Origin of the sequence: Halobaculum magnesiiphilum, from assembly GCF_019823105.1 — an archaeon.
In the GTDB taxonomy this organism is placed as follows: domain Archaea; phylum Halobacteriota; class Halobacteria; order Halobacteriales; family Haloferacaceae; genus Halobaculum; species Halobaculum magnesiiphilum.
The window spans coordinates 802,398-828,028 of sequence record NZ_CP081958.1 but is presented as its reverse complement, the minus strand read 5'-3'; the positions used below and the strand labels follow the sequence as shown (position 1 = coordinate 828,028).

Genomic DNA, 25,631 nt, shown 5'->3' with positions numbered 1-25,631 from the left:
AAGCGCTCCGTCAGCGCGCGTTCGACGCGTCGGATGCACGGTTCTCATCGGCTTCCTCGACCTCCCGAAGCTCGTCGTACGCTGTCGCCACCGCTTCTTCCGCGGCCGCGACGGCGTCGAACCGCGCGAGGTGGGACGGGCAGTCGCAGTCGGAGGCGCCGAAGCCGGGGACCGGGTCGCCGTCCGGTGCCCCGGTCGCGACCGCCCGCGCGAGGCGGCACTCCTCGTCGCGGCCGCCGCCGAGGCGCTCGACCGTCGCCAGCGAGACGGCGTCGTGGGCGCCGAGGTAGTCGACGTGCCAGTGGCGCACGTCGTGCTCGCCGGCGGCGACCCGGCGGTGGCGGTCGATGCGCGAGAAGCCGCCGGCGCCGAGCGCGCTCCCCGTGTAGGCGTACGCCCCAGCGGGAAGCTCCCGGACGCCGAGCGCGCCGACCTCGACGGCGATCGCCTCGGGAACGGCGAACACCAGCGTGTAGGTACCGGCGTCGCTCACGGCTGTGCGTCCGCGTCGCCACCGCCGTCGACATCGGTGTCGGCGTCGCCGAGGGTGACCTGCACGGAGTCGCTGCGCTCGTGATCGAGCAGGTGGCGCTTGAGTTCGGGGCCGCCGTCCGCGGAGAAGCCGCCGAGCCCGTCGGCGGCGACGACGCGGTGGCACGGGACGACGAGCGGGACCGGGTTGCGCCCGCAGGCGGCGCCGACCGGCTGGGGCGCGTTGTCGAGGTCGTCGGCGAGGTCGCCGTAGGTCCGCGTCTCGCCGTACGGGATCGCCGCCATCGCGCCCATCACCCGGCCGGTGAAGCCGTCGGGATACCGAACGTCGAGGTCGAACGCCGTCCGGGTTCCCTCGCGGTACTCGCGCGCCTGCCGCCTGATCTCATCCGCCTCGCCGTCGACGTACGACGCGTCGAGCGTGAGCCGGCCGCCGGGGACCGCGACCGTCACCGGGTCGTCGTATTCCGCCCGCTTCGCCGTCGGGTCCATACGAAGGGTGACGACCGTGAGGTAATCAACCCGGCGGCGACACGGGGAGCGACGAGCGCCGAGTCACGACGAGGGCGGCCGGGAACTCGTCGTCGCTCGGGACGGGGACACGGAACCGGACGGGGCGAATCGGGAGGAGACGAGCCGGGACCGATGCGGTTTTTCGCCGGGGGGACCGTACCCCGGAACGTGCGCCACCCGGCCGATCGACTCGCCGCGCTCCCGGACGGAGAGTTCGCCGCCTTCGCCGAGCGACTGGGCGGGATCTGGCCGGCGTTCGAGGCAACGGTCGCGCCCGTGACCCCCGACGGGACCGTCGAGCTGTCGCTCGTTCGCGAGCGGTCGGACGCCCCGCCCGAGCGGGCGGTCGTCGCCCTTCGCCGCACTCCCGTGACCGAGGCCGACGTCGAGGAGTTCGCGACCCTCGCGGCCGAACGGGGCCTTTCCTTCGCCGTGCTCGCGACCGTCGACAAGGTCGAGCCGGACGCGGTCGACCGTGCCCGGTCCGCGCCGGTCGACGTGTACGACGGCGTCGGGCTCGTCGCGCTGGCCCGCGACGCGGGCGTCGCGCTCCCGTCCGCCGTCGACGACGAGGACGGCGACGGCGACGACCGCAACCGGTAAGCGCGCCAGCCCCTACCCGTGATCACCGTGGACGACACCGTCGAGTGGCTCCGATCACGCCCGTACTACGAGGGGCAGATCGCGGACCGGCGGACGCTTCCCGGCCGTGAGGCCGCCCTCGCCGACGTGGACCTAGAGCCGCGGCTCGCGAGCGCGCTCGCAGACGAGGGGATCGACTCGCTGTACGACCATCAGGCGCGGGCGGTCGAGGCCGTCCGCGACGGCGACGACGTGGTGCTCGCCACCCGGACCGCCAGCGGGAAGTCGCTCGCGTACACCGTCCCCGCCTTCGAGCGCGCGATGGACCACGGCGGCCGGACGCTGTATCTCGCGCCGCAGAACGCGCTCATCGCCGATCAGGAGGAGACGCTCTCGGGGCTGGCGCACGGACTGGGGTTCGGCTCGCGCGTCTCCGTCGACCAGTACACCGGCCGCCTGTCGAAGTCCGAAAAGCGCGACGTGCGCGACCGACAGCCGACGGTTCTCCTCTCGAACCCCGACATGCTCCACTACGGGCTGCTCCCGTGGGCGTACAAGCACTGGGAGTGGTTCTTCGGATCGCTCGAAACCGTGGTCATCGACGAGGTACACGGCTATCGCGGCGTGTTCGGCAGCCACGTCGCGCTCGTCATGCGGCGGCTGAACCGGATCTGCGAGCGCTACGGCGCCGACCCGCAGTTCGTCTGCTGCTCGGCGACCATCGGCAACCCCGTCGAGCACGCAGCGCGGGTGACCGCGCGTCCCGAGTCCGGCTTCACGCTCGTCGACGAGGACGCCTCCGCCCGCGGGCCGCGCCACTGGCTGCTGTGGAACCCGCCGGAGTACGAGGGCCGTCAGGCGGATCAGCAGTCCGGGCGCCGGCGGTCGAGTCACACCGAGACGAAACGGCTCTTCTGCGATCTGGTGCAGGAGGGGCTCCAGACGCTCGTGTTCACGCGGGCGCGCCAGACGGCCGAGCGCTACGCCAGCGACTCGGCGAAGGAACTGCGCCAGCGGGGCGAGCACGACCTCGCCGGACGGGTCGAGGCGTACCAGGCGAGCCTGACGAACGAGCGCCGCCGGGAGATCGAGTCGGGGCTGCACTCGGGCGAGGTTGCCGGCGTGTGGTCGACGAACGCGCTCGAACTCGGCGTCGACGTGGGCGGTCTCGACGCCGTGATCCTCGACGGCTACCCCGGAACCCGGATGTCGGCGTTCCAGCAGGCGGGCCGCGCCGGCCGCGGCACCGACGACGCGCTCGTGGTCATGGTCGGCGGCGAGGACCAACTCGACCAGTACCTCATGACGAACCCCGATGATCTGTTCGAGGGCGACCCCGAGCGCGCGATGATCGACCCCGAGAACGGCGAGTTGCTGCCGAGCCACGTCGCCAGCGCCGCCGACGAGAACTGGCTCCGGCCCGAGGACGCGTCCCACTTCGGCGACTCCTTCGTGTCGGTCGTCGAGTCGCTGGAGGCGGACGGAACGCTGGAACTGATGGACACCTCCCGTGGGCCGCGCTGGGCGTACGACGGCCCGGGGAGCGCCCAGCACTCGATGAGCCTCCGGACGATCGACGACCGCGAGATCGACCTCATGGACGCCCGCACGGACGACGTGATCGCGTCGCTGTCGTTCGGCGACGCCCTGCGCGACGCCCATCCGGGCGCCGTCTACCACCACCAGGGCCAGACCTACGAGGTCGACGAGCTTGACCTCGACCGCGACGTGGCCCGACTCCGACCCACGTGGGCCGACTACTACACCCGGGTGCTGACCGACAAGGACGTGGTCGTCAACGAGGACCTGCGGTCGCGACCGCTCGGCGCGCGCGAGGACACCGAGGTCCGGTTCGCGGACGTGACCGTGACCGAGCAGATCACCGGCTTCGAGCGCAAAGACGGCTCCACGGGCGAGACGATCGGCTCGGAGGCGCTGGAGCTCCCGGAGACGGAGTTGCGGACGCGGGCGCTGTACTACACCGTCCCCGCGGACGTGGAGGGGGAGATGCGAGAAGTAGCGGCCGAGGCCGGGCGCGGCGACGCGGGGTTCAACGGGGGGATCCACGCCGCCGAACACGGCTCGATCTCGCTCATGCCGCTGGATCTCCTGTGCGACCGCGCGGACATCGGCGGCGTCTCGACCCCGTTTCACCCCCACACCGGCCAGTCGACCGTGTTCATCTACGACGGCTACCCCGGCGGCGTGGGGCTGACGCGGGAGTCGTACCGCGAGGCCGACCGCCTGCTCGCGCGGACGGCGCGGCTGATCGCCGCCTGCGACTGCGCCGACGGCTGTCCCGCCTGCGTCCAGTCGCCCCACTGCGGCAACGCGAACGAGCCGCTCTCGAAGCCCGAAGCCGTCACCCTGCTGAACGCGCTCGCCGGAACCGACGAGCCGGTTCCGGACGCGTCGACGGACGGGACGGACGACTGACCGCGGCTGTCGGCCGGATTCGCCCCTTCGTCGCCGTCGGCACATCGCCACCGTCGTCCCGACGGATCCCCCGAGATCGGGAGGTACAACGCCCGTTGTACCATATTTTCATTCGGACGGGAGTAAATATCGGCAAGCCTTAAGTACCCGCTACCAGAATCGTGAGATGACTCCACGCACGGAGGAACGATGATGAAGGACACGGAACTCAACCGACGAGACGTACTGAAAGGCGCCGGCGGCCTCGGGGCGGCCGGCATGGTCGGACTGGCGGGCTGTGCGGGCATCGGCGGCGGCGGGGGCGGCGGTCCCGTCGAGGTGCTGCACGGCTGGACCGGCGGCGACGGTGCGACGGCCGCCGAGGCGCTCGAGGAGGCGTTCAACGAGGAGTATCCGGACACGGAACTGGACATGAACCCCATCGGCGGGGGCGGCAACCAGAACCTGGACGCCGTCGTCGCCAACCGGCTGCAGAACGACAACCCGCCGAGTTCGTTCGCGAACTGGCCGGGCCCCAACCTCGCGCGCTACGAGGGCGTGCTCGGCGACATCTCCGACCTCTGGGAGGAGGCCGGCTTCACCGACAGTCACGTGCAGGAGGCGGTGGACCTCCACCAGTACGACGGCGCGTTCCGTGCCGTCCCGCTGGGCTCTCACCGCCTGAACTGCCTGTTCTACAACACCTCGGTCGTCGAGGAAGCGGGCGTCGACCCGTCCTCGCTGAACAGCGTCTCCGCGTTGATCGACGCGATGGAGACGGTCGCCAGCGAGACCGACGCCGTCCCCATGACCCACGGCGCCAGCGGCACGTGGACGACGACGCAGTTCTTCGGGGCGGTGCTGCTCGGACAGGCCGGCTACGACGAGTACATGAACTTCGTCGAGGGGAGCCCCTCGGAGGACGCCGTCCGGAGCGCCTTCGAGTCGATGGCGACGATTTTCGAGAACTACATCAACGAGGACGCCGCCTCGATCGGGCTGACGGAGTCCAACCAGAACATCATCGAGGGCAACGCCGCGTTCATCCATCAGGGTAACTGGGCGGCGGGCGCCTACCGCAACGCCGAGGACTTCGAGTACGAGTCCGACTGGGGATTCAAGACGTTCCCCGGCACGGAGGGCATGTACACCCTCCACTTCGACTCGTTCCTGTACCCGTCGAACAACCCGACGCCCGAGAACACGCGGACGTGGCTCGAGTTCGTCGGCGGCGAGGCCGCACAGATCGCGTTCAACCAGTTCAAGGGATCGATCCCGACGCGGACGGACGTCGACATGTCCGAGTTCGGCCCGTACCTGCAACAGACGGCGGAGGACTTCGCCAACGCCGATCGGCGACCGCCGAACATCCAGCACGGTCTCGGGATCTCCGCGGAGACACGCTCCTCGCTCAACGACGTGGTCTCCAGCGAGTTCTCCGGGCCCTACAACGTCGACGCCGCCACACAGGGCTTCGTCGACGCCGTCTCCAACTGAGCGCAGCACATGCGCGACTTTCTTTCGAGGACTCGATCCAGGCTCCGGCACGCCGTGTTCGGCGCCACCGGGGAGAGTGACGACACGGTCGTGACCGACGGCGGCACCGCCACGGGCGAGGCCGGCGGGGTCGTCGACCGGCTCAACGAGCGGTTCGGCGAGGACTTCACCGAGTCCGCGCCGTTCTGGCTGCCGCCGTTCCTGCTCGTCGGGCTGTTCGTCTACGGCGCCATCGCGTGGAACTTCGTCATCTCGCTGACGGACTACGAGGGGTTCGTCGGCCCGGACTACTCCGATCTCGACTTCGAGATGTACGTCCGGGCGGCCAACGACTCGGGCGTCATCGACGCGACGGTCAACACCTTCCTGTTGGTCGTCGCGTTCACCACCGTCGCCCTCGCCGTGGGGCTGGTGCTGGCGATCCTCATCGACCGGAACATCCGGTTCGAGAACACGTTCCGGACGATCTACCTGTTGCCGATGAGCCTCTCGTTCGTCGTGACGGCGCAGTTCTGGCTGTGGATGTACAACTACAACAACGGCGTCGTCAACATCGCCCTCGGAACGGTGGGGATCGGCCCGATCTCCTGGATCGGGAACTCCTCGCTCGTCCTGTGGGCGGTGGTGTTCGCGCTCGTGTGGCAGTTCTCGGGGTACACGATGGTCGTGTACCTCGCCGGACTGCGCGCGATCCCGACCGAACACTACGAGGCCGCCCGCGTCGACGGCGCGTCGACGCTGAAGATGTACTGGCGGGTCATCATCCCGCAGCTCAAGGGGTCGACGATCAGCGCCGCCATCGTCCTGATGGTGTTCGCGCTGAAGGCGTTCGACTTCCTGTACTCGCTGGTCAGCGGCTACCGGCCGCCCAACGGGGCGGACATCCTCGCGACCAAGATGGTGCGCGAGGCGTACAGCACGAACAACTGGGCGTACGCGTCGGCGATCGCGATCATCCTCTTCCTGATGGCGCTGTCGATCATCGGCCCGTACCTCTACTACGAGTACAAGCAGGGGAACCTATGAGCGACGCACAACTCGACGAACCGGACTCGACGGACTCGACGGACGCGGCCGACATGACCGACGGCGTCGCCGACCGGATCCGCGACGACCTCGCGGGGGTCGACGGCTACCGCGTGGCGCTGTACGCCGCGATCGTCGGCATGACGGTGTTCTTCCTGACGCCGATCGAATCCGGGCTCGTCACCGCGTTCAAGACGAACCCCGGCGGGGTCAGCTCGACGCTGCCGTTCGCGCCGCCGCCGCCGCGGTTCTTCACCCTGGAGAAGTGGCAGACCGCGCTGGCGGCGCTGGGCCGCGGCATGGTCAACAGCGCGCTGTATGCGGTGCCCGCGACGGTCATCTCCGCGCTGCTGGGCAGCTTCGCCGCCTACGGCCTGACGCAGGCCGACTGGCGGGCCCGCTACAAGGCGCCGGTGTTGGCGATGCTCGTCGCCGGGATCTTCATCCCGTACCAGGCGGTGCTCGTGCCCCTCTCGCAGTTCTGGGGCGCGATGCCGCTTGCGGAGCTGTTGACGCCGCTGTGGCTGCTCGGGGTTCCGCAGTCGTACGTCGGGCTGGTCGAGCTGACGATCACCCACGTCGCGTACGGCATCCCGATCTGCATGGTGCTGTTCCGGTCGTACTACCGGAACGTGAGCGAGGAGATGATCGAGGCCGCGCGCCTCGACGGCGCGACGTTCCGTCGGGTGTACCGTCGGATCGTCTTCCCGATCTCGACGCCGATGTTCGCGGTCGTGCTCATCTACCAGTTCACGCAGATCTGGAACGACCTCCTGTTCGCGCTCATCCTCGTGTCCACCGAGTCGAGCCCGGCCGCCCCGGTCGTGCTCATCCTCGCGGGGCTCGGGGAGTCGATGGAGGGACAGGACTTCGCGCTCCGGATGGCCGGGGCGTTCATCGCCGCGCTGCCGACGCTCATCGTGTACATCATGTTCGGCGAGGAGTTCGCCGAGGGGGTGGCGACGTGAGGTGCGAGGCACGAGCGGAGCGAGTGCCTCGAAGCGAGCGGGGAGCACAGCGACCCGCGAGCGCGGTCGAACGCAGTGAGACCGCGGCACCGAACGCCGCGACACCGCGCGTCACCTCGCGACCGTGCACCCGGCCCGCCGGGGCGCCGGAGCGCACCGCGACCGCAACACCGACGGTGGCCGCCGTCGGATCGACCGATCACGACCGACCGACCCGCGATCGCGGGTCACACGGGGGACTCTGACAATGGCACAACTCGAACTCGACGACGTACGGAAGGTGTTCACGGACGACGACGGCTCCGACATCGTCGCCGTCGACGACGTGACGGTCGACATCGAGGACGGGGAGTTCCTCGTCCTCGTCGGGCCGTCCGGCTGCGGGAAGTCGACGACGCTGCGGATGGTCGCCGGGCTGGAGACGGTCACCAGCGGCGACATCCGTCTCGGCGGTCGATCCATCGTGGACCAGAAGCCGCAGGACCGGGACATCGCGATGGTGTTCCAGTCGTACGCGCTGTACCCGCACATGACCACCCGGGAGAACATGGCCTTCGGGCTGGAGGAGTCCACCGACATGGCCGACGCGGAGATCGACGAGCGCGTCGAGAACGCCGCGGACCTGCTCGACATCCCGGACCTGCTCGACCGCAAGCCGTCGGAGCTGTCCGGCGGCCAACAGCAGCGCGTCGCGCTCGGACGGGCGATCGTCCGCGAGCCCGAGGTGTTCCTGATGGACGAGCCGCTGTCGAACCTCGACGCCAAGCTCCGCTCGCAGATGCGCACGGAGCTCCAGCGTATCCAGGAGGACCTCGACACCACGACCGTCTACGTCACCCACGACCAGACGGAGGCGATGACGATGGGCGACCGGATCGCGATCCTCGACGGCGGCGAGCTTCAGCAGGCCGGTACGCCCCTGGAGTGTTATCACCGCCCGGCGAACCGCTTCGTCGCGGGGTTCATCGGCGAGCCGTCGATGAACTTCTTCGATGCGACCGTCGAGGGCGACCGGCTGGTCGCCGACGCCTTCGAGTACCCGCTGACGGCCGCCATGCGCGAGGCCGTCGAGGGTGCCGACGGCGTGACCCTCGGCATCCGTCCGGAGGACGTCGAGGTCGCGTCTGCCGGCTCCGCGGGCGACGACGAGTTCGACACGGTTGTCGACGTCGTCGAGCCGATGGGCAACGAGAACGCCGTCTACCTCGGCTTCGACGAGGAGATGAGCGACACGTTCGTCGCGACCGTGGGCGGGATGCGCCGCATCGACGCCGGCGAGTCGGTCGTCGCGCGGTTCCCGTCGGACGCGGTTCACCTGTTCGACACGACCAACGGCGACGCGCTGCACAACCGCTCGCTGGAGGACGCCGCCGACGCCGAACCGCGGATCTGACGGCCGGTCGTCGCCCCTTTTATGACGCCCGCGCGGGGTCGCCGACGCCGCGCGACCGGAGGTACGCCGCCGCGACGCGCAGCCCGACGCCGAGTCCCAACACCGCGACCGCGACGGTCGCGAGCGGGAGGTGGACCCCGGTGGGCGCGTACGGGTTGCCGCCGCCGGCGGCGGTCCACGCCCGCACCGCCTCGATCCCCCCGAACCCAATGAGCGCGAGCGAGTACACCGCGAGGGTCGCGACCCCGCCGGTCACCAGGCCGGTCATCGAACAGACGCGCTCGACGGAGCGCACGGCCCGCGCGGTCTCGTCGTCGAGGCTGTCGCCGCGGGCGAGCAGGAACAGCGCCACGGCGATCAGTCCGGCGCCGCCGACGGCGACGACGCCGGCGGCCGCGAGAGCCGCGACGCCGACCGCCGGCGCGGCGTCGGCGAGGGGTTCGCCGAGATACGCCGTACGGATCTCCCCGGGCAGCATCGCCAACACCGGGAGCACCGCGGCGAGCAGGTGCAGGAGGTAGCTCTGGATCGTGAGTTTCCGCGTGAGCGACTGATTGAACCAGCCGAACTCCCGGTATCGTGTCCGCTCGTACGCCGACTCCGACAGGATCGCGGCGGCGATCGGGTCGTCGCGACTCATTCTCGTGGGCTGAGCTACGCGTCACCGGGGATAACGGTCTCGCTCTCGGACGCGCACAGTCCACGTACGTGCCAGGTAGCCCACCGATATCGGCAGTTTAGGGGGATCCCGACGCGTCCGACGTTCGATCGTCGACGGGCGGCGACTTTCCGGCGACGCGGGCGTTATCCCCGTCGGTCGACTCGACCTCGACATGGAGGCGACCAGCCGATGACCGATCCCGAGCGAGCCGACCGCGCCGGGCCGATACCCGGCGGGCGGGTCCGCCACGGCACCGGCGTGAACGCGACGCGCGCGTTCCCCACGGAGCCGCACCCGACCCACCGCGACCCGTTCGTCCTGTTCGAGCGGTTCTCCATCGACCCCGACGCGGGGTTCCCGATGCACCCGCACCGCGGGTTCGAGATCGTCTCGTACATGCTCGAGGGCGGGATGGAACACGAGGACTCCCTGGGCGTGTCACACACCGCCCGCGAGGGCGACGCCATGCGGATCACGACCGGCGGCGGCATCCGTCACTCCGAGTTTCCGGCCGACGGGAGCGCCTGCAACGGGCTCCAACTGTGGGTGAATCTCCCCCGCGAGAGGAAGGAGATCGACGCGGACTACGTCGACGCCGACGCCGCGGACCTCCCGACAGCGGAGGCTGACGGCGCGACCGTGACCACCGTCGTCGGCGAGGGCTCCCCGATCGACCTCCACACGCAACTGGAGTACCTCGACGCCCGCGTCGACGGCGCGTGGACCTGGACGGTCCCCGAGGGCTGGACGGGCTTCGCCTTCGGGGTCGCGGGCGAGGGAACCGCCGACGGCGACGCGTTCGGCGTCGGCGACGTGCTTCCGGTCGAGGGCGGCCGAGCCGTGGAGTTCCTCCCCGACGATCCGGACCCCTCCCCTGCCGGCGACGACGCGGCGTTCCGCGTCGTCTGCGTCGCCGGCGAACCGCACGGCGAGCCGATCCGCCAGCGCGGTCCCTACGTGCTGTAAGCGCCCGCGAACTCATGTCGGGATAGCTACGTAAAGCGGATTCAGGGAACGCTCTTTTGCCGGAGGGCCGTACGGTGGAACGCACATGAGCTACGAACTCGATCCGTTGCCGTACGACTACGACGCGCTGGAACCCCACATTTCCGAGCAGGTGCTGACGTGGCATCACGACACCCATCACCAGGGGTACGTCAACGGCTGGAACTCGGCTGAAGAAACGCTCGAGGAGAACCGCGAGGCTGGCGAGTTCGGCTCCTCGCCCGGTGCCATTCGGAACGTGACCCACAACTCCTCGGGCCACATTCTGCACGACCTGTTCTGGCAGAACATGTCCCCGGAGGGCGGCGACGAGCCGTCGGGCGCGCTCGCCGACCGGATCGCCGAGGACTTCGGCAGCTACGATGCGTGGAAGGGCGAGTTCGAGGCCGCCGCCGGCAACGCCAGCGGGTGGGCCCTGCTCGTGTACGACACGTTCTCGAACCAGCTGCGCAACGTGGTCGTGGACAAGCACGACCAGGGTGCGATCTGGGGCGGCCACCCGATCCTCGCGCTGGACGTGTGGGAGCACTCCTACTACTACGACTACGGCCCCGCCCGCGGCGACTTCATCAGCGCCTTCTTCGAAGTCGTCGACTGGGAGGAACCCTCGACCCGCTACGAACAGGCCGTCCAGCTCTTCGAGTAAGTCGCGTTCGAGCGGCGCGCCGCCGTCGGGACGCGACGACTCCCATCCCTCGTCCGGACGACCCGAATCCGGCCACGCGACGACGCGACCGTGGGCACGGCCCGTCGTCGCGGCCGCCGTCCCGCCTCATCTCACCTCGTCTCCGCGGTTCCGTCGTTCGCCAGTGCTCGTGACCCGTTCGAGTCGTCGACTTCGCGACCGTAGCGCTACCGTTGCCGGCGGCGTTCCGCGGCGTCGGTGAGCGTTTCGAGGCTGATCGTGTCCGGCAGCAGCTCTCCCAGCGTGTACGTCGTGACGCCGTCGCCCTCGTCGCAGACGACCTCCATGTCGGCGTCGCAAAACTCCGCGAGCGTCTGGCGGCACATCCCGCAGGGGGTGACGCCGTCGGCGGCGGCGGAGGCGACCGCGAGGCGGTCGAACTCGGTGTGGCCCCCCTTCACCGCCTCCGCGATCGCGACCTCCTCGGCGTGCAGGGAGTTGGAGTAGTTGGCGTTCTCGATGTTGCAGCCCACGAACACCGTGCCGTCCGCGGTTCGAAGCGCCGCGCCGACCGGGTACTCGGAGTAGGGAACGTACGCGTCGGCGAAGGCGTCGCGGGCGGCCGCGACCAGCGGATCGTCGGCGGGGTCGCCGGAGTCGTCCGTCATACCCGAGTCGACCGCCCCCGCGTACTTAACCGTGTGTCGTCGCGCGTCGCACCCGACAGCGCCTTGACGCCGGCGACCCAAGCGCGGCCGTGAGCGACCGAGCGGCCACCGACGGCGTCGAGGACGGCGGCGACGACCGATCCGGCGACGACCGATCCGGCGACGACCGAGCCAGCGACGACCGAGTCGGCGACCGGGAGATCCTGATCGAGGGGGAAGCGAGCGCCGTCGAGGCGTCGGGGCGGCCGTACCTCCTCGGCGCGGCCGCGGCCGTGACGCTGTTCGCGGCCGCCGCGGGCTACGTCGTCGCCGCGAACAACGCCGTCGGTTCGGTCGCGATGTTCGGCGTGGTCACCGTCCCGGGAACCCCGGCGGCCGTCGCGGTGTACGGCGCGGCGCTGTCGGCCGTCGTGCTTGCCGCGCTGTTCGGCCTCGTGACGGTCGCCTCGCGGTTCGACGACGACGCGGTGCGGTAGGCCGAGCGGCCGAACGCGGACCTTTTGTGATCGCGGCACCCACTCCGAGTATGGCGACGAGCGCCCGCGACGGCGGCGAGTCGAGCGAGTTCGGCCCCGACGAGCCCGACGCCGACGAGGACGACGGCCGCGGGCGGTTCTGGGCGGTCCTCGCGGTGCTGCCGTTCCTCGCGATCGGCCTGGGGGACGTGGTGCTCCTGTTGATCTGGGGGATCGACCCGCTGTGGGGCTTCGCGATCCTCCCGCCGATCCTGTTCTGTTCGGTGCTCGCGTACCTCGTGTTCTCGACTGACTTCCTCGAAGGCCGGACCTGATCGCCGGGAGCGGGTCCGATCCCCGTTGAGGCCCGCCGTTATCCTCCGGTGTCGTATTTGTAGGTCGCCTCGTCGGGGTCGATGCCGAAGTCCTCGGCGGTCTCGGTCACCTCCGGCTCCGCGGCGGCCCCGTCGGCGGAGGCGGCCTTGAACCGCTCGCGGAACCGCTCGGGCAGCACGAACTCCTCGCGATCGAGCCGCAGCGGCGCCGCGTCCTCGCCCTCGTCGGAGCGGACCTGTTCGAGCCGGTCGGCGAGCGCGTCGGGGACCTCGTCGTCGTCGAGTGTCTCGAAGCCGAACTGTTCGAGGTACGTCGCCGTCGGCGTGAAGCAGTAGACCTCCTCGAACTCCTGGTCGCCGGCCTTCTCGATCAGCCGCTCGACGACGTGCGCGCCGATCCCCTGCCCGCGCCAGGACTCGAGGACGCCGATCCCGGTCAACTCGACGAAGTCGCCGTCGTCGGTCTTGTGGACCCGCAGGCGGCCGAACCCGGCGCGGGTGTTCGACCCCTCCTCGACCGCGATCACGTAATCGCGCGACCGGAACGACCGCTCGTCGAGCCCCATCTCCTCGATGTGATCGAGCAGCCACGCCTCGTCCCGGTTCTTGGCGTCGCGGACGTACATACCGGAGGCTACGCGGTCCCGTGTGTTACCGTTTGTGGAGGATCCGACGGCGGCAGGTGCGGCGCGGCGACGGGAGTGTTGGGGTACGCTTCGGTCGCGTCACCGCGCCGTCCAGCCGCCGTCGACCGACAGACACGCGCCCGTCACGTAGCTTGCGGCGTCGCTCGCGAGGAACACGACCGGCCCGGCGATCTCGGCGGTCTCCGCGAACCGCGAGAGGGGGGTTCGGTCGCGGATGGACGCCATCAGCTGTTCGTCCCCCTCGATCCCCGCGGTCATGTCGGTGAGGACGTAGCCGGGCGCGACGGCGTTGACGCGGACCTCGGGCGCCCAGTCGAGCGCCATCGACTTCGTGATCCCGACGAGCCCGTGTTTCGAGGCGACGTAGGGGTGCTGGCGCGGGATGCCGACCAGCCCGGCGACGGAGGCGACGTTGATCAGGCTCCCGCCGTCGCTCGCGCGCAGGGAGTCGGCGGCCGCACGGGCACAGCGGAACGCGCCACGGAGGTTCACGTCGAGCAGGAACTCGGTGTCGTCCTCGGTCGTCGCCTCCGGCGGGCCGAGCGCGCCGTCGACGCTGACGCCGGCGTTGTTGACGACGATGTCCGGGCCGCCGAGGTCGGCCTCGACGGCCGCCATCAGGTCCGTCACCGCGTCCGCGTCGGTCACGTCGGTCGGGTGCGCCAGCGAGTCGACGCCGCGGGACTCGACCGCCGAGACGGCGTCTTCCACGTTCTCCGCCGTTCGGCTCGTCGGCACCACGTCGGCGCCGGCGTTCGCCAGGCCGAGCGCGATCGCCCGGCCGATGCCGCGGGTGCCGCCGGTGACGACGGCGACGCGGTCGGAGAGATCGAAGGCGGTGGCGGGATCGAAGGCGGCGGCTGTGTCGTCGCTCATACCTGCGGATCTCGCCGATGTCACTTCGCTCTTGCCGCGGGGACGGCGACGAAAAACGGACGGGAGTCGAGCGCGTGCAGTTCGCTTCAGTACGGAACGAACGTGAGCGCGAGCGCCAGGAACGGGATGAGCAGCAGCAGCATCGCCATCCCGTAGCCGAAGATGTCGCGCGCGCGCATCCCGGTGATGCCCAAAAGCGGCAGCGCCCAGAACGGCTGGAACAGGTTCGTGTGCGCGTCGCCGACGGCGTACGCGACCGTCGCCTTGCCGACCGGGACGCCCAGCTCCTGTGCGGCCGCGACGACCGTCGGGCCGACGACCGTCCACTCGCCGCCCCCGGAGGGGACGAAGAGGTTGATGAAGCCGGCGGTGATCCACGCGATGGCGGGGAACGTCGTCGGCGTCGCGACGCTCACGAGCGCGTTCGCGAGCGTGTCGGTGAGCCCCGAGCCGTTCATCATCCCGATGATCCCCGCGTAGAACGGGAACTGGAGGATGATGCCGCCGGTGGCGGTGACGGCGTCGTAGAACTGCTCCTGATAGGCGCGCGGCCGCGTGAACAGCAGCAGGCCGACGAACATGAACGCGAAGTTGACGACGTTGAGGTTCAAGGCGTTCAGCCCCTCGTTCGCGAACGTCCACACCGAGAAGGCGACGCCGGCGAACGCGATCAGCCCGCCCACGAGGCGGCTCTGGTCGACGGCGTCCGCGGGCGAGTCGATGTCCGGCCCGGAGGCGTCCACCGAGTCCTCCAGTTCGGCCTCGTCGACGTACTCGTCGATCCCCTCGGCGTTCTCGGGGTCGGGCGCGAGCAGGTACAGCGCCAGCGACGCGTAGACGATGGCGAGCACCGTCAGCGTGAGCGAGTACGACGAGAACACCGTCTGGGAGATGGGCACGAGCCCGTCGAGCACGCCCTGCTCGATGAACACGTTCCCGGGCGTGTTGATGAGCAGCGGCGCCGACCCGGCCAGTCCCCAGTGCCACGTCAGCCCGAGGCCCATGTAGCCCGCGATACACAACAGGGGGTAGTGGACCTTGACGCCGCGCTGGTACGCCTGGCGGCCGACCTCGCGGGCGAGGACGGCGCCGACGATGAGGCCCATCCCCCACTGGATCCACGAGGCGACCATCGCGACGACGCCGACGAGCACGACCGCGCCGGCGCCGGAGTCGGTCACCCCGGCGAGTCGCCCGATCAGGTTCTGCACGCGCGGGTGATACGCGATGGCGTATCCGGTCACGAGGATGAGCACCATCTGCATCCCGAAGGTGAGCAGCGCCCAGAAGCCGCCGTACCAGTGGCCCACCATCGCGGCCGGTCCCTCGCCCTCCAACAGGACGCCCCCGAGGAACACGGCGTAGCTCAACAGGATCGCGAACAGGAACGGGCTCGGCATCCACCGCTCCACGGTCCCCGCCAGCCTGCGTCCGAATCGCTGTACGACCGTGCCACCGCCACGTGTTGACATACAGCGGGAGAGGCACAGCGGGTCGGATAAAGCCCCGTCAGACGGACGCCGGACGCGTCCGCCGACGCGAGCCGACACGGGACGGCGCGAGCCACCGGCAAACATACTTACCCCACGGGAGAACCGTCCGACGACATGGCCCCGACGGAGGTCGACACGGACGAGATCGTCCACGAGCCCGAGGAGGCGTTCGCCGAGGCGACGAACGTCCGCGCGTTCATGCGCGAGTACGGCATCGACGACTACGAGGAGCTGATCGAGCGTACCACCACCGAGCTGGAGGGAGAACCCGCGTCGGGCGTCGACTGGTTCTGGGACGAGCTGGTCGAGTACCTCGACATCGACTTCTACGAGGAGTACGACTCGGTGCGCGACGACACCGACGGGCCGCAGTTCTCCGACTGGTACCCCGGCGGCGAGATCAACGTCGCGCACAACGTCGTCGACCGCCACGCCGCCGGCGACGCCCGCGACGACGTGGCGTGCGTCTGGGAGGGGGAACCCGGCGACGTGCGCGAGGTGACCTTCGGCGACCTCCACGAGCAGAGCGATCGCGTCGCAAACTATCTGGAGTCGCGTGGGGTCGAAACCGGCGACACCGTCGGCCTCTACATGGCGATGGTGCCGGAGGTCATGAGCATCCTCTACGGCTGCTTCAAGGTCGGCGCCATCGCGGTGCCGATCTTCTCCGGGTTCGGCGTCGACGCGACGGCGACGCGGATCGACGACTCCGAGTGCTCGGTGCTGTTCACCGGCGACGGCTTCTACCGCCGTGGCAGCGAGGTGCTCCTGAAGGACACCGCCGACGAGGCGATCGAGGAGGTCGGCCACGTCGAGGACGTTGTCGTGTACGACCGATTGGGCGCCAGCGACGAGGGGTCCGAGATCGACATCCCGTGGGACGACGGCCGCGACGAGTGGTGGGCGGACGCTGTCGCCAAGCAGTCCTCCGAGTACGAGACGAAGTCGCTCCCCAGCGACCAGGAGTCGATGCTGCTGTACTCCTCCGGGACGACGGGGACGCCGAAGGGGATCGTCCACACCCACGCGGGCGTGCAGCTGCAGTGCGCCAAGGAGATCCACTTCGGGTTCGATCAGAAGCCCGACGACGTGTTCTGGTGGGTGTCGGACATCGGCTGGATGATGGGGCCGTGGACGCTCATCGGCAACCACACCTTCGGCGGGACGATCCTGATGTACGAAGGGGCGCCCGATCACCCCGGTCCGGACCGCTTCTGGGAGACGATCGACCGCCACGACGTGACGCAGTTCGGCATCTCGCCGACGGCGATCCGCGCGCTGCGCAAGCACGGCGACGACCACGTCGAGGGCCACGACCTCTCCAGCCTCCGGATCCTCGGGTCGACGGGCGAGCCGTGGGACCCCGAGTCGTGGCTGTGGTTCTACGAGCACGTCGGGAACGGCGAGATCCCGATCGTCAACATCTCCGGCGGCACGGAGATCTGCGGCTGTTTCCTCATGCCGATGCCGGACCAGCCGCTGAAGCCGTGCACCCTCGGCGGCCCCGGGCTGGGCATGGACATCGACATCGTCGACGAGGCCGGCGAGAGCATCGCCGACACCCACGAGCGCGGCTACCTCGTCGCGCGCGACTCCTGTCCCTCGATGACGAAGAGCCTCTGGTCGGGCGACGAGCGCTACCTGGAGGAGTACTGGTCGACGTTCACCGAGCCGCCGCTGTGGAACCACGGCGACTGGGCCCAGCAGGACGAGGACGGCTTCTGGTTCCTCCACGGCCGCGCCGACGACACGCTCAACGTCGCCGGCCGGAAGGTCGGCCCTGCCGAGATCGAGGGCGTGCTCATCGACCACGACGCCGTCAACCAGGCGGTCGCCGTCGGCGTCGACGACGAGACGACCGGCACGGCCGTCGTCACCTACGTCGTGCTCGAACCGGGCGTCGAGCCGGACGACGAGCTGCGCGAGGGGCTTCGCGCGCTCGTCGGCGAGGAGCACGGCAAGCCGTTCCGCCCCCGCGAGATCCTGTTCGTCGAGGAGTTCCCCAAGACGCAGTCGGGGAAGATCATCCGCCGCGCGGTCGCGTCGGTGTACGAGGGCGAGGACCCCGGCGACCTCTCGTCGATGGAGAACCCCGAGGCGCTGGAGGCGCTGGAAGAGGCGAGCTAGCGGGAGGAGAGCCGAACGGTCTCGAGTTCGATCACCTGTTCTTCCGGTGGGAGGCGGCCGGCGGCGACGATCGTGGCCGTCGCGTCGGCCGATCGCTCGTCCGTCGGAAGGGCGACTGCACCGTCCGCTGCGGGGTGCGCGAGCATGCCGGCCGCGACCGTCCGACACGGCGTCCGTTTACACGTCAACCTCCGGTTATTCGGCCGTCGGCACCGTCGTCATCGATCGTGACAGTAAGTGCCGTCGCGACGCCGGGAAGCGGTGCGGTCGCGCGCCAGCGTCGGGCTCGTCACGGGGACTTCGAAGGATGACTCAGGACACACCGACGGACGAAGACGGGGGAATGAACCGACGAACGATGCTCGCCGCGACCGGCGGAACGGCCGTTGCGGCCGCGTTGGCGGGATGTAGTACGTTGCTGGGTGACTCCGGGACCCAGGCCCAGGCCGACGACACGGACGTCCCGGACGAACCGATCCAGGCCGGGCTACAGACGTTCACCGAGGGAGCCGCCGCGGTTCTCGGGCTGCAGGCGCAGTACGGCGCCGAACTCGCCGTGCAGCGGATCAACGACGCCGGCGGCATCGCCGGGCGGGAGATGCAGCTGGAGACCGTTCACGAGGCCGACGCCCACATCGAGAACTACACGCAGTTCGTGGACGAGGGCAAGGAGGTCACCTTCGGCCCGATCTCCAGCGGCGGGCACGCGGCGTTGGCCCCGGAGGTCGAGTCGCAGGGCGTGGTGAACGTCTCCACCGACGGAACCGTCACGACGCTGTACGAGGAGACCGTCGACAACCCGACCTACTCGTTCCGGTTCCAGAACTACGACGTCATGGAGTGTGTCACGGCCGCCCGCGAGGCCGTCTCGCGGATCGGCGCGGAGAACATCGACACCATCGCGGGCATCAACCCGAACTACGCGTTCGGACAGGACGAGTGGAAGTTCTTCGAGCTCGCGATGAACAAGCTGGTCGACGGCGGCGTCGAGTCGGTGTACGAGGGGTTCCCGGACCTGGGCGCGACGGACATGTCGACCCACATCACCGAGATCAACAACGTCGAGCCGGACGTGACGTTCTCCAGCCAGTGGGGCGGCGACGTGACGACGATGATGAACCAGGCGGCGGCCAACGACATGTTCGACAACACGCAGCTGGTCGGCACCGTCCTCTACAGCGCCGTCGACGAGCTCGAACGGGACGTCGTCGAGGCTGCCGAGGCCGTCTCCGGGTCGCGCAACTGGTACTGGGACTTCCCGAACCGTTCGCGCTGGGCGCCCAACGGGGACACCTTCTCGGATGCGCGCGAGGAGTGGGACATCGTCCCGACGGCCCACTTCATGAGCGGGTACGGCGCCGTCACCGCGTGGGCGACCGCGACCGCGAAGCTGGTCGACGTCATCGGCGGCTGGCCGAGTCAGGACCAGATCGCGCGCTCGCTGGAGGGCCACGGGTTCTACACGCCCGCCGGCTACCACGTCATGGGGACGGGCCATCAGGGGAAGTCGAACGCCTTCTCCGGGCGCATGGAGTGGTCCGAGGACGTCGGCGCCGCGGTGCTGTCGGACGTGAACGCCTACGCGCCCCAGGAGGTGTCGCCGCCGGAGGGAACGACCGCCGAGGAGTGGGTGAACAGTTGGTGACCCGAACGACGGTCGCAGCGGGGACGCGCGTCCACGACCGCAGCACGCGACCACCACACGACAACACATGCCAGTAGACCTCTCGAACCTGCTCGTCCACACGCTCAACGGGGTCCAGTACGGATTTATCCTGTTCCTCATCGCCTCGGGGCTGACCGTCATCCTGGGGATCCTCGACGTGTTGAACCTCGCGCACGGGGAGCTGTTCGCGTTCGGCGCGTACGTCGCCTTCTCCGTGTTCGGCTACGTCACGGGTGCGATCGCGCCCCCCTCGGGGGCCGGCGGGCTCGCGCTGTTCCTCGCGGTGTCGCTGGGGGCGGCCGTGCTCGCCGCGCTCGCGGTCGTTCCGCTCGGGGCGGCCATAGAGGCGGTGTTCCTCAGACGGCTGTACGGCCGCGACGAGGTGTACCAGCTCGTGTTCACGTTCGGGCTCCTGTTGATTATCAAGGACCTGAACAAACTCATCTGGGGGCCGACGCCGGTTCGCGTGCAGTCCGTCTACAGCGGTATCAACCGGATCCCGGTGGCAGAGCTGGTCGGCCTCAACTTCCCGACATACAAGCTCGTCATCATCGGCGTCGGCGCGGTCGTCGTCGCGGGGCTGTTCTGGTTCTTCGACCGGACGAAGACCGGACGGCTCATCCGCGCGACCGCGATCGACCGGGAGATGGCGACCGCCATCGGCGTCAGCACCGACCGGACGTTCACGCTGGTGTTCGCGCTCGGCGCGTTCCTCGCCGGCTTCGCCGGCGCCATCGCGCTCCCGCAGAGCACCGCGAACCTCGCCATGGGGGCGAACCCGCTGGTGCTGTCGTTCGTCGTCATCGTCATCGGCGGGCTGGGCAGCCTCCGCGGGGCGTTCGTCGCCGCGTTGCTCGTCGGCGTCCTCAGCCGGTGGGCCGTCTGGCAGTACCCGCCCGCGGAGCTTGCGGCGCCGTTCGCGATCATGATCCTCGTCCTGCTCGTCAAGCCCGACGGACTGTTCGGAACCTGGGGTGAGACGGCGTGAGCGACGACGGAACCGCTGCGGACGGCGGGTCAGCGTCCCGCGAGGGACGGCTCCCCGGGATCGTCACCCGCGACGGGGATCGGTACGTCCGCGTCACGCGCGGGCTGGAGCTGCCGCCGCGGCGGGCGGCGCTCGGACTGCTCGGTGTGATCCTGTTCGTCGCGGTGCCCGACCTCGCGACGCTGTCGCCGCTACTGCAGCTTCAGGTCGTCCATCAGGGCGCCCTGTTCGGGCTGGCGGCGGTCGGGCTGAACCTCCTGTTGCGACACACGCGGCTCGTCTCGTTCGGCCACGCGGCCTTCTTCGGGACCGGCGCGTACGCCGCAGCGATACTGGCGACTCACTTCGACGTGACCAGCATGCTGCTGTTGCTGGCGGGGGCGACCCTGTTCGGGACGCTGATGGCCGGCGTCGTCGGCTACCTCTCGCTTCGCCACACCGGACTGTACTTCTCGCTGCTGACGCTCGCGTTCGGCCAGTTGCTGTACGCGGTCGTCATCGGGCAGGGGTACTTCGGCTCCAGCGACGGGCTCTCGGTGCGTCCCGGCGAGGCGAACCAGGCGCTGCTGTTCGGCGTCGAGTTCGGCTCGGAGGCGTACAGCGTCATCGTCTACTACCTGACCGTGCTGGTCGTGGTGGTCGGGCTGCTCGTGATGTGGCGGGTGATCAACTCCCCGTTCGGCAACGCGCTCGACGCCATCGGGCAGAACCGGACACGCGCGCGGTTCATCGGGATCCCGGTCCGGCGGTACGTGTTCGCCGCGTTCGTCCTCTCGGGGGTGTACGGCGGGCTCGCCGGCGGCATGTACGGGCTCGTCCAACAGCACGTCCGGCCGGAGTCGACGCTGTATTTCCTGCGCTCGGGCGACATCCTGTTCATGGCGATCCTCGGCGGGTTCCAGACGCTCGTCGGGCCGCTCGTCGGCGGCATCGTCCTCGTGTTCCTGCAGGACGTGGGCCGCGACGTGACGAGCTACTTCGACGCCCTGACCGGCGTCGTGCTCGTCGCGCTCGTGTTCGGCTTCCCGCGCGGCATCGTCGGGTCGCTGAAGCGCGGGAGCCCGTTCCGCGAGCGCCTCGGGCGGCTCGCGGCGGACCCGTCGCTTGCCGGGACGTGGCTTCGGGGGGCTGGAGACGCCGCCGTCGCAGCCGCGTATCGCGCGGGAGAGAACCTGCGGATCCTCCTGTTCGGGGTGAACTGACCGATGCTCGAAGCACGCAACCTAACCAAACGATTCGGAAAGCTGGTCGCGACGGACGACGTCACCGTGGAGTTCGGCCGCGAGGACGGCGAGATGGTGTTCATCGTCGGCCCGAACGGCGCTGGGAAGACGACGCTGGTGAACCTCCTGACGGGGCTGCTCTCCCCGGACTCGGGCAGCGTCGTCCTCGACGGAACCGACATCGGCGGACTCCGGCCCGACGAGCGGGTCCACGAGGGGCTCGTCCGGAGCTTCCAGGTCGTCCACGTCTTCGAGGAGATGACCGTCCGCGAGAACCTCCGGACGGCGGTGCTCTCGGAACGGGGCAAGACCCGGAGCGCGTTCAGTTTCAGCGACGAACACGAGGAGGTCGAGTCCGCGGTCGACGACCTGCTCGACCGCTTCAGGCTTCGGGACCGCGAGCACGAGGTCGCCGAGACGCTCCCGCACGGGGACCGGAAGCTGCTCGACGTCGCGATGTCGTTCGGGCTCGATCCGAAGTACCTGCTCCTCGACGAGCCGACCGCGGGGGTCTCCGCCGAGGAGACCGAACACGTCATCGAGACGATCGTCGAGGTCGGCGAGGCCGAGGGGGTCACGACCGTCGCGATCGAACACGACATGGACATCGTCAGCGCGTACGCCGACCGCGTGATCGCGCTCCACCGAGGCGGCGTCCTCGGCGAGGGAGGCCCCTCGATCCTGGAGACCGATGACCGGCTCCGGCGGGTACTGTTGGGGGTGGAGGAATGAGCGACGACGACGCCGAGCCGCTCCTCTCGGTGGAGGGACTTGAGGCCGCAGTCGAGGGGTTCCCGGTGACCGAGGGCGTCTCTCTCGAGGTCGACCGCGGCGAAGCGATCGGGCTCGTCGGCCGCAACGGCGCCGGCAAGACGACGACCTTCCGTGGGATCATGGGACTGACCGAGGTGCTATCCGGTTCCGTTCGGTTCCGCGGCGAAGAGTTGACGGAGATCCGGCCGGAACTCGTCCCGAAGCGCGGGATCGGCTATCAGCCCGAGGACCGGAAGCTGTTCTCCGGGATGTCCGTCGACGAGAACTTCCGGCTCCCGATCTGGTCGGCCGGCGACGCACGCGGCATCGACGACGAGGACGCCGTCGTCGAGGAGGTGTACGACCTGCTCGACGAGCTCGACGACAGGCGCGATGCGAAGGTCGAGAACCTCAGCGGCGGCCAGGCGAAGATGGTCGCGATCGGGCGGGCGCTCGCGCTCCGCCCCGACCTGCTCATCCTCGACGAGCCCCTGGAGGGACTGGCCCCGGTCGTCGTCGAGAAGCTGAAGGGGTACATCAGAGACATCAACGACCGCGGGATCGCGGTGTTGATCGCGGAGTCGAACGCGACGCACGTCCCCGAGATCGTCGACGAACTCGCGGTCATCGAACGCGGCGAGATCGTCGCCAGCGGCGAGCCGGGAGCGATCGTCGGAGACGAGGAGCTGACGAAGCTGATGCAGGGCAGCGGCCGCGAGTAACCGTCGGTCAGGTTTCGTCGTCCGTTCCCCCTCACCCGATCCCGAGGCGGGGCGAGGTATTCACGCGTCCTCGGCGTCGAGGTCGTCCATGGCCTCCGTCACCCGCCCGAGGAGCTTCCGTTGGCCGCGACGGAGGTTCTTCGAGACGGCCATCTTCGAGACGTCGAACTCCTCGGCGAGCGTCGACAGCGTCGCGTCCCTCGGGGTCGTAAAGTAGCCGTCCGAGACGGCCGTCCGAAGCGTCTCCCGTTCGACGGCCGATAGGTCCCGACACGCGTTCAGCAGTGTCGTCGCGGCCCCGACGTTCCGCATGAGGTCGGAGTACTCCTCCAGGTCCATCGAGTCGCGCGACTCGACGGAGAAGTCGTTGTTCCTCGACAGCGCCGAGAGCGCCCCGTCGGCCGTCGACTGGCGGTCGAAGCCGACGTGCCACGTCTCGCTGCCGTCGGCGATCTCGAACGGCCCGGTGATGTAGCCGTCCCGGTCCCGGATCACCCGCATCGCGTCGGTCTGTCCGATCCGCGAGCGGATCAGCGCCACCTCCCCCTCCCGCTTGATCAGGTCGTAGCCGCGCATGTTGTCGTGCGTTCCGAGGGTCGTGAGCGCGTTATCGAGCGCCCCCCGGTCGGCCCCTCTCACCATGATCCTGGTTTCCAACAGCTCCCTGGCGGTGTTGAAGTCCCACTGCTTGGCGGAGAAGGACACGTCGTGCTCGACGGTCGTGTCGATGTACGGACAGTCGTACTGGACCATGTCCATCTGCAGTGATATCATTTAGCACACCTCGCGAAGGCCGTGTTAAGTTAGGAATGAGGCGGTCGTTGGTTCGGGTGATCTATGACCGAATTCGACCGCCTCAGCGGAGATATCGAGTGGATCGACTTGGAGTTTGTGGAGCGAGAGCGGACACCCGAGCAGATCATTGAAGTCGGTATTCAACTCCATCTCGCGGGTCTATCACTTTCGAATACCAAACAGTATCTTGAGAGGTTGGGTGTCGAACGGAGTCGTACCGCGATTCATAACTGGGTACAGAAGGCAGATCTACAGCCGGCTGGCGACGGAGCTCCGAATCAGATCGCAGTCGACGAGACAGTGATTCGGATCAACAACGAACGACACTGGCTGTACGCTGCCGTCGATCCCGAAACGAACGAATTCCTCCATGTTAGGCTGTTTCAGACGAGAACCACGCAACTCACCGTGCTGTTCCTTCGTGAACTCCGCGAGAAACAGCAGATCGAGCAAACGACTTTTCTCGTCGATGGAGCGCACTATCTCAAAGCCGCGCTGGAGCGGCTCGGACTCCGATTTCAAATATCTCGCCACGGAAATCGGAATGCTGTCGAACGTGTCTTTCGTGAGGTAAAACGCAGAACCTCTTCGTTTTCAAATACGTTCAGCAACGTGGAGCCACCGACGGCAGAATCGTGGCTCCAAGCCTTCGCCGTCTGGTGGAATCGATGCTAAAGTTAACACGACGCCTCGCGAAGTGTCTCTGGTATCGTTTTATAAAGCTACTCCCTCGCGATCGACGACGTCGGCGGACGGAGTCGGTCCGCGGCGGCGGTCGGTATACATGTGAACCCACCGTTATTCCGGGACGGCGGGCGACCGGCCGGCAATGGCTGACTCCGACACGCGGGAGCGACTCGAACCTCGTCCGGTGACCGAGGAGACGGTGTTGACCGTCGACGACGACCACTTCGTACCGGAGTCGGTGTGTCTGGTCACCGGCGGCGCCTCCGGCATCGGACGCGCGATCGCCCTCGCGATGGCGGCGAACGGCCTCACCGCCGTGGCGACCGACGTCGACGAGGACGGGCTCGCGGAAACGTCCGACATGGCCGCCGACATGGACGCGCGGGGGGGCGTCAAGACGGTCGTCGGCGACCTGACCGACGACGGCGACATCGAGCGGATCGTCGAGACGGCCTCGGGACACGGCGACCTCCGCTACCTCGCGAACGTCGCCGGCATGCAGCACATCGACGCCATCGAGGACTTCCCAATGGAGCAGTACGACCGCATGCACGACGTGATGCTCCGGGCCCCGCTGCATCTCGCGAAGCTCACCCTCCCGCACGTCCGGGCCACCGACGACGGCGTCGGCGCGGTCGGGAACATGGCGTCCGTCCACGGCCACTACGTCACCGCCGACAAGGTCGGCTACAACGTCTCGAAGTTCGGGCTGCGCGGGCTCACCCAGTCGATCGCCGCGGAGGGGGACGGCGACCTTCGGTCGTTCTCGGTCAGCACCGGCTACGTGAAGACGCCGCTCGTCACCGGACAGATCCCCGACACCGCAGAGCAACGCGGTCTGACGGTCGACGAGGTGATCGACGACGTGATGCTCGGTCAGTCGCGCGTCAAGGAGATGATGGACCCGGTCGACGTGGCGAACCTGTTCGTCTTCGGCTTCTCGAAGCACGCCCGCCACCTGAACGGCGGCGACCTGCCGTTCGACGGCGGAATGACGCTCACCTACGAGTGACCCGACG

At 69.0% G+C, this 25,631-nt stretch carries 27 protein-coding genes; 18 read left to right on the top strand and 9 right to left on the bottom strand.

Going from position 1 to position 25,631, the window contains the following annotated elements; translation table 11 throughout:
• Positions 1-10 precede the first annotated feature (10 nt).
• Complete coding sequence (locus K6T50_RS04195; protein ID WP_222608151.1) at positions 11-493, bottom strand: GIY-YIG nuclease family protein; 483 nt, start codon at positions 491-493, stop codon at positions 11-13.
• Positions 490-945 (bottom strand): methylated-DNA--[protein]-cysteine S-methyltransferase, encoded by a 456-nt coding sequence (locus K6T50_RS04190; protein WP_425601402.1) that lies wholly within the window; start codon positions 943-945, stop codon positions 490-492. Before K6T50_RS04190 ends, K6T50_RS04195 begins: the two co-directional genes overlap by 4 nt.
• A gap of 228 nt (positions 946-1,173) precedes the next feature.
• On the opposite strand from K6T50_RS04190, the gene K6T50_RS04185 reads away from it, so the two are divergent.
• The 6 genes from K6T50_RS04185 (at position 1,174) to K6T50_RS04160 (ending at position 8,886) form a co-directional block, all read left to right on the top strand.
• Positions 1,174-1,608 (top strand): restriction endonuclease, encoded by a 435-nt coding sequence (locus K6T50_RS04185; RefSeq protein ID WP_222608149.1) that lies wholly within the window; start codon positions 1,174-1,176, stop codon positions 1,606-1,608.
• 27 nt (positions 1,609-1,635) lie between these two features.
• On the top strand, positions 1,636-4,023 hold the full coding sequence (locus tag K6T50_RS04180; protein WP_222608148.1) for a DEAD/DEAH box helicase: 2,388 nt from the start codon (positions 1,636-1,638) through the stop codon (positions 4,021-4,023).
• 189 nt (positions 4,024-4,212) lie between these two features.
• Positions 4,213-5,499: an ABC transporter substrate-binding protein gene (locus K6T50_RS04175; protein WP_225935371.1), complete on the top strand. Its 1,287-nt coding sequence runs from the start codon at positions 4,213-4,215 to the stop codon at positions 5,497-5,499.
• 9 nt (positions 5,500-5,508) lie between these two features.
• On the top strand, positions 5,509-6,525 hold the full coding sequence (locus K6T50_RS04170; RefSeq protein WP_222608147.1) for a carbohydrate ABC transporter permease: 1,017 nt from the start codon (positions 5,509-5,511) through the stop codon (positions 6,523-6,525).
• A gap of 53 nt (positions 6,526-6,578) precedes the next feature.
• Complete coding sequence (locus K6T50_RS04165) at positions 6,579-7,493, top strand: carbohydrate ABC transporter permease (protein WP_222608821.1); 915 nt, start codon at positions 6,579-6,581, stop codon at positions 7,491-7,493.
• Positions 7,494-7,740: 247 nt separating this feature from the next.
• Entirely contained in the window at positions 7,741-8,886 is a 1,146-nt protein-coding gene (locus tag K6T50_RS04160; RefSeq protein ID WP_222608146.1) for an ABC transporter ATP-binding protein, read from the top strand.
• 19 nt (positions 8,887-8,905) lie between these two features.
• On the opposite strand, the gene K6T50_RS04155 is transcribed toward K6T50_RS04160, so the two are convergent.
• Positions 8,906-9,526 (bottom strand): hypothetical protein, encoded by a 621-nt coding sequence (locus tag K6T50_RS04155; protein ID WP_222608145.1) that lies wholly within the window; start codon positions 9,524-9,526, stop codon positions 8,906-8,908.
• A 210-nt stretch (positions 9,527-9,736) separates the two neighbouring features.
• Here K6T50_RS04155 and K6T50_RS04150 point away from each other — a divergent pair, with 210 nt between their 5' ends.
• A complete protein-coding gene (locus K6T50_RS04150; RefSeq protein ID WP_222608144.1) occupies positions 9,737-10,513 on the top strand; it encodes a pirin family protein in 777 nt (258 codons plus the stop codon).
• Between the two features lie 85 nt (positions 10,514-10,598).
• Complete coding sequence (gene sod / locus K6T50_RS04145) at positions 10,599-11,198, top strand: superoxide dismutase (protein WP_222608143.1); 600 nt, start codon at positions 10,599-10,601, stop codon at positions 11,196-11,198.
• Between the two features lie 206 nt (positions 11,199-11,404).
• On the opposite strand, the gene cdd is transcribed toward sod, so the two are convergent.
• Positions 11,405-11,845: a cytidine deaminase gene (gene cdd / locus K6T50_RS04140; RefSeq protein WP_222608142.1), complete on the bottom strand. Its 441-nt coding sequence runs from the start codon at positions 11,843-11,845 to the stop codon at positions 11,405-11,407.
• An 89-nt stretch (positions 11,846-11,934) separates the two neighbouring features.
• Here cdd and K6T50_RS04135 point away from each other — a divergent pair, with 89 nt between their 5' ends.
• Together K6T50_RS04135 and K6T50_RS04130 are read left to right on the top strand one after the other, a co-directional pair.
• Positions 11,935-12,321, top strand: coding sequence for a DUF7520 family protein (locus K6T50_RS04135; RefSeq protein ID WP_222608141.1), 387 nt, complete (start codon positions 11,935-11,937; stop codon positions 12,319-12,321).
• A 50-nt stretch (positions 12,322-12,371) separates the two neighbouring features.
• The gene (locus K6T50_RS04130) at positions 12,372-12,635 is read left to right on the top strand and encodes a DUF8142 family protein (RefSeq protein WP_222608954.1); all 264 of its coding nucleotides are present in this window, start codon (positions 12,372-12,374) and stop codon (positions 12,633-12,635) included.
• A 38-nt stretch (positions 12,636-12,673) separates the two neighbouring features.
• On the opposite strand, the gene K6T50_RS04125 is transcribed toward K6T50_RS04130, so the two are convergent.
• From K6T50_RS04125 to K6T50_RS04115, 3 genes are all read right to left on the bottom strand, one after another.
• Entirely contained in the window at positions 12,674-13,261 is a 588-nt protein-coding gene (locus K6T50_RS04125) for a GNAT family N-acetyltransferase (protein ID WP_222608140.1), read from the bottom strand.
• 99 nt (positions 13,262-13,360) lie between these two features.
• Positions 13,361-14,158: an SDR family NAD(P)-dependent oxidoreductase gene (locus K6T50_RS04120; protein ID WP_222608139.1), complete on the bottom strand. Its 798-nt coding sequence runs from the start codon at positions 14,156-14,158 to the stop codon at positions 13,361-13,363.
• 86 nt (positions 14,159-14,244) lie between these two features.
• A complete protein-coding gene (locus K6T50_RS04115; RefSeq protein ID WP_222608138.1) occupies positions 14,245-15,630 on the bottom strand; it encodes a short-chain fatty acid transporter in 1,386 nt (461 codons plus the stop codon).
• Between the two features lie 135 nt (positions 15,631-15,765).
• On the opposite strand from K6T50_RS04115, the gene K6T50_RS04110 reads away from it, so the two are divergent.
• Positions 15,766-17,778 (top strand): AMP-binding protein, encoded by a 2,013-nt coding sequence (locus K6T50_RS04110; RefSeq protein ID WP_222608137.1) that lies wholly within the window; start codon positions 15,766-15,768, stop codon positions 17,776-17,778.
• Here K6T50_RS04110 and K6T50_RS04105 read toward each other — a convergent pair.
• Complete coding sequence (locus tag K6T50_RS04105) at positions 17,775-17,924, bottom strand: hypothetical protein (protein WP_222608136.1); 150 nt, start codon at positions 17,922-17,924, stop codon at positions 17,775-17,777. The genes K6T50_RS04110 and K6T50_RS04105 overlap by 4 nt on opposite strands.
• 161 nt (positions 17,925-18,085) lie before the next feature.
• Between K6T50_RS04105 and K6T50_RS04100 the strand changes: the two genes are divergently transcribed.
• The 5 genes from K6T50_RS04100 to K6T50_RS04080 all read left to right on the top strand — a co-directional run bounded on the left by K6T50_RS04100 (position 18,086) and on the right by K6T50_RS04080 (position 23,130).
• Entirely contained in the window at positions 18,086-19,423 is a 1,338-nt protein-coding gene (locus K6T50_RS04100) for an ABC transporter substrate-binding protein (RefSeq protein ID WP_225935370.1), read from the top strand.
• A gap of 67 nt (positions 19,424-19,490) precedes the next feature.
• Complete coding sequence (locus K6T50_RS04095) at positions 19,491-20,432, top strand: branched-chain amino acid ABC transporter permease (RefSeq protein ID WP_222608135.1); 942 nt, start codon at positions 19,491-19,493, stop codon at positions 20,430-20,432.
• Complete coding sequence (locus tag K6T50_RS04090; protein ID WP_225935369.1) at positions 20,429-21,634, top strand: branched-chain amino acid ABC transporter permease; 1,206 nt, start codon at positions 20,429-20,431, stop codon at positions 21,632-21,634. Before K6T50_RS04095 ends, K6T50_RS04090 begins: the two co-directional genes overlap by 4 nt.
• A gap of 3 nt (positions 21,635-21,637) precedes the next feature.
• Entirely contained in the window at positions 21,638-22,387 is a 750-nt protein-coding gene (locus K6T50_RS04085; protein WP_222608134.1) for an ABC transporter ATP-binding protein, read from the top strand.
• The gene (locus K6T50_RS04080) at positions 22,384-23,130 is read left to right on the top strand and encodes a branched-chain amino acid ABC transporter ATP-binding protein (protein ID WP_222608133.1); all 747 of its coding nucleotides are present in this window, start codon (positions 22,384-22,386) and stop codon (positions 23,128-23,130) included. The genes K6T50_RS04085 and K6T50_RS04080 overlap by 4 nt, the downstream gene beginning before the upstream one ends.
• A 60-nt stretch (positions 23,131-23,190) precedes the next feature.
• Here the strand turns inward: K6T50_RS04080 and K6T50_RS04075 are convergent, their stop codons facing one another.
• Positions 23,191-23,904, bottom strand: coding sequence for a helix-turn-helix domain-containing protein (locus tag K6T50_RS04075; protein WP_222608132.1), 714 nt, complete (start codon positions 23,902-23,904; stop codon positions 23,191-23,193).
• Positions 23,905-23,967: 63 nt separating this feature from the next.
• Between K6T50_RS04075 and K6T50_RS04070 the strand changes: the two genes are divergently transcribed.
• The gene (locus K6T50_RS04070) at positions 23,968-24,600 is read left to right on the top strand and encodes an IS6 family transposase (protein WP_222606404.1); all 633 of its coding nucleotides are present in this window, start codon (positions 23,968-23,970) and stop codon (positions 24,598-24,600) included.
• 154 nt (positions 24,601-24,754) lie between these two features.
• Entirely contained in the window at positions 24,755-25,624 is an 870-nt protein-coding gene (locus tag K6T50_RS04065; protein WP_222608131.1) for an SDR family oxidoreductase, read from the top strand.
• Positions 25,625-25,631: the final 7 nt, after the last annotated feature.

Coding starts and splice junctions, on each gene's coding strand:
- K6T50_RS04150 (WP_222608144.1), top strand. CDS start 9,737: ATGACCGATCCCGAGCGAGCCGACCGCGCCGGGCCGATACCCGGCGGG.
- sod (WP_222608143.1), top strand. CDS start 10,599: ATGAGCTACGAACTCGATCCGTTGCCGTACGACTACGACGCGCTGGAA.
- K6T50_RS04100 (WP_225935370.1), top strand. CDS start 18,086: ATGACTCAGGACACACCGACGGACGAAGACGGGGGAATGAACCGACGA.
- K6T50_RS04080 (WP_222608133.1), top strand. CDS start 22,384: ATGAGCGACGACGACGCCGAGCCGCTCCTCTCGGTGGAGGGACTTGAG.
- K6T50_RS04065 (WP_222608131.1), top strand. CDS start 24,755: ATGGCTGACTCCGACACGCGGGAGCGACTCGAACCTCGTCCGGTGACC.
- K6T50_RS04085 (WP_222608134.1), top strand. CDS start 21,638: ATGCTCGAAGCACGCAACCTAACCAAACGATTCGGAAAGCTGGTCGCG.
- K6T50_RS04160 (WP_222608146.1), top strand. CDS start 7,741: ATGGCACAACTCGAACTCGACGACGTACGGAAGGTGTTCACGGACGAC.
- K6T50_RS04110 (WP_222608137.1), top strand. CDS start 15,766: ATGGCCCCGACGGAGGTCGACACGGACGAGATCGTCCACGAGCCCGAG.
- K6T50_RS04170 (WP_222608147.1), top strand. CDS start 5,509: ATGCGCGACTTTCTTTCGAGGACTCGATCCAGGCTCCGGCACGCCGTG.
- K6T50_RS04175 (WP_225935371.1), top strand. CDS start 4,213: ATGATGAAGGACACGGAACTCAACCGACGAGACGTACTGAAAGGCGCC.
- K6T50_RS04070 (WP_222606404.1), top strand. CDS start 23,968: ATGACCGAATTCGACCGCCTCAGCGGAGATATCGAGTGGATCGACTTG.
- K6T50_RS04125 (WP_222608140.1), bottom strand. CDS start 13,261: ATGTACGTCCGCGACGCCAAGAACCGGGACGAGGCGTGGCTGCTCGAT.
- K6T50_RS04075 (WP_222608132.1), bottom strand. CDS start 23,904: ATGATATCACTGCAGATGGACATGGTCCAGTACGACTGTCCGTACATC.
- cdd (WP_222608142.1), bottom strand. CDS start 11,845: ATGACGGACGACTCCGGCGACCCCGCCGACGATCCGCTGGTCGCGGCC.
- K6T50_RS04155 (WP_222608145.1), bottom strand. CDS start 9,526: ATGAGTCGCGACGACCCGATCGCCGCCGCGATCCTGTCGGAGTCGGCG.
- K6T50_RS04105 (WP_222608136.1), bottom strand. CDS start 17,924: ATGCTCGCGCACCCCGCAGCGGACGGTGCAGTCGCCCTTCCGACGGAC.
- K6T50_RS04115 (WP_222608138.1), bottom strand. CDS start 15,630: ATGTCAACACGTGGCGGTGGCACGGTCGTACAGCGATTCGGACGCAGG.
- K6T50_RS04120 (WP_222608139.1), bottom strand. CDS start 14,158: ATGAGCGACGACACAGCCGCCGCCTTCGATCCCGCCACCGCCTTCGAT.
- K6T50_RS04095 (WP_222608135.1), top strand. CDS start 19,491: ATGCCAGTAGACCTCTCGAACCTGCTCGTCCACACGCTCAACGGGGTC.
- K6T50_RS04130 (WP_222608954.1), top strand. CDS start 12,372: ATGGCGACGAGCGCCCGCGACGGCGGCGAGTCGAGCGAGTTCGGCCCC.
- K6T50_RS04165 (WP_222608821.1), top strand. CDS start 6,579: ATGACCGACGGCGTCGCCGACCGGATCCGCGACGACCTCGCGGGGGTC.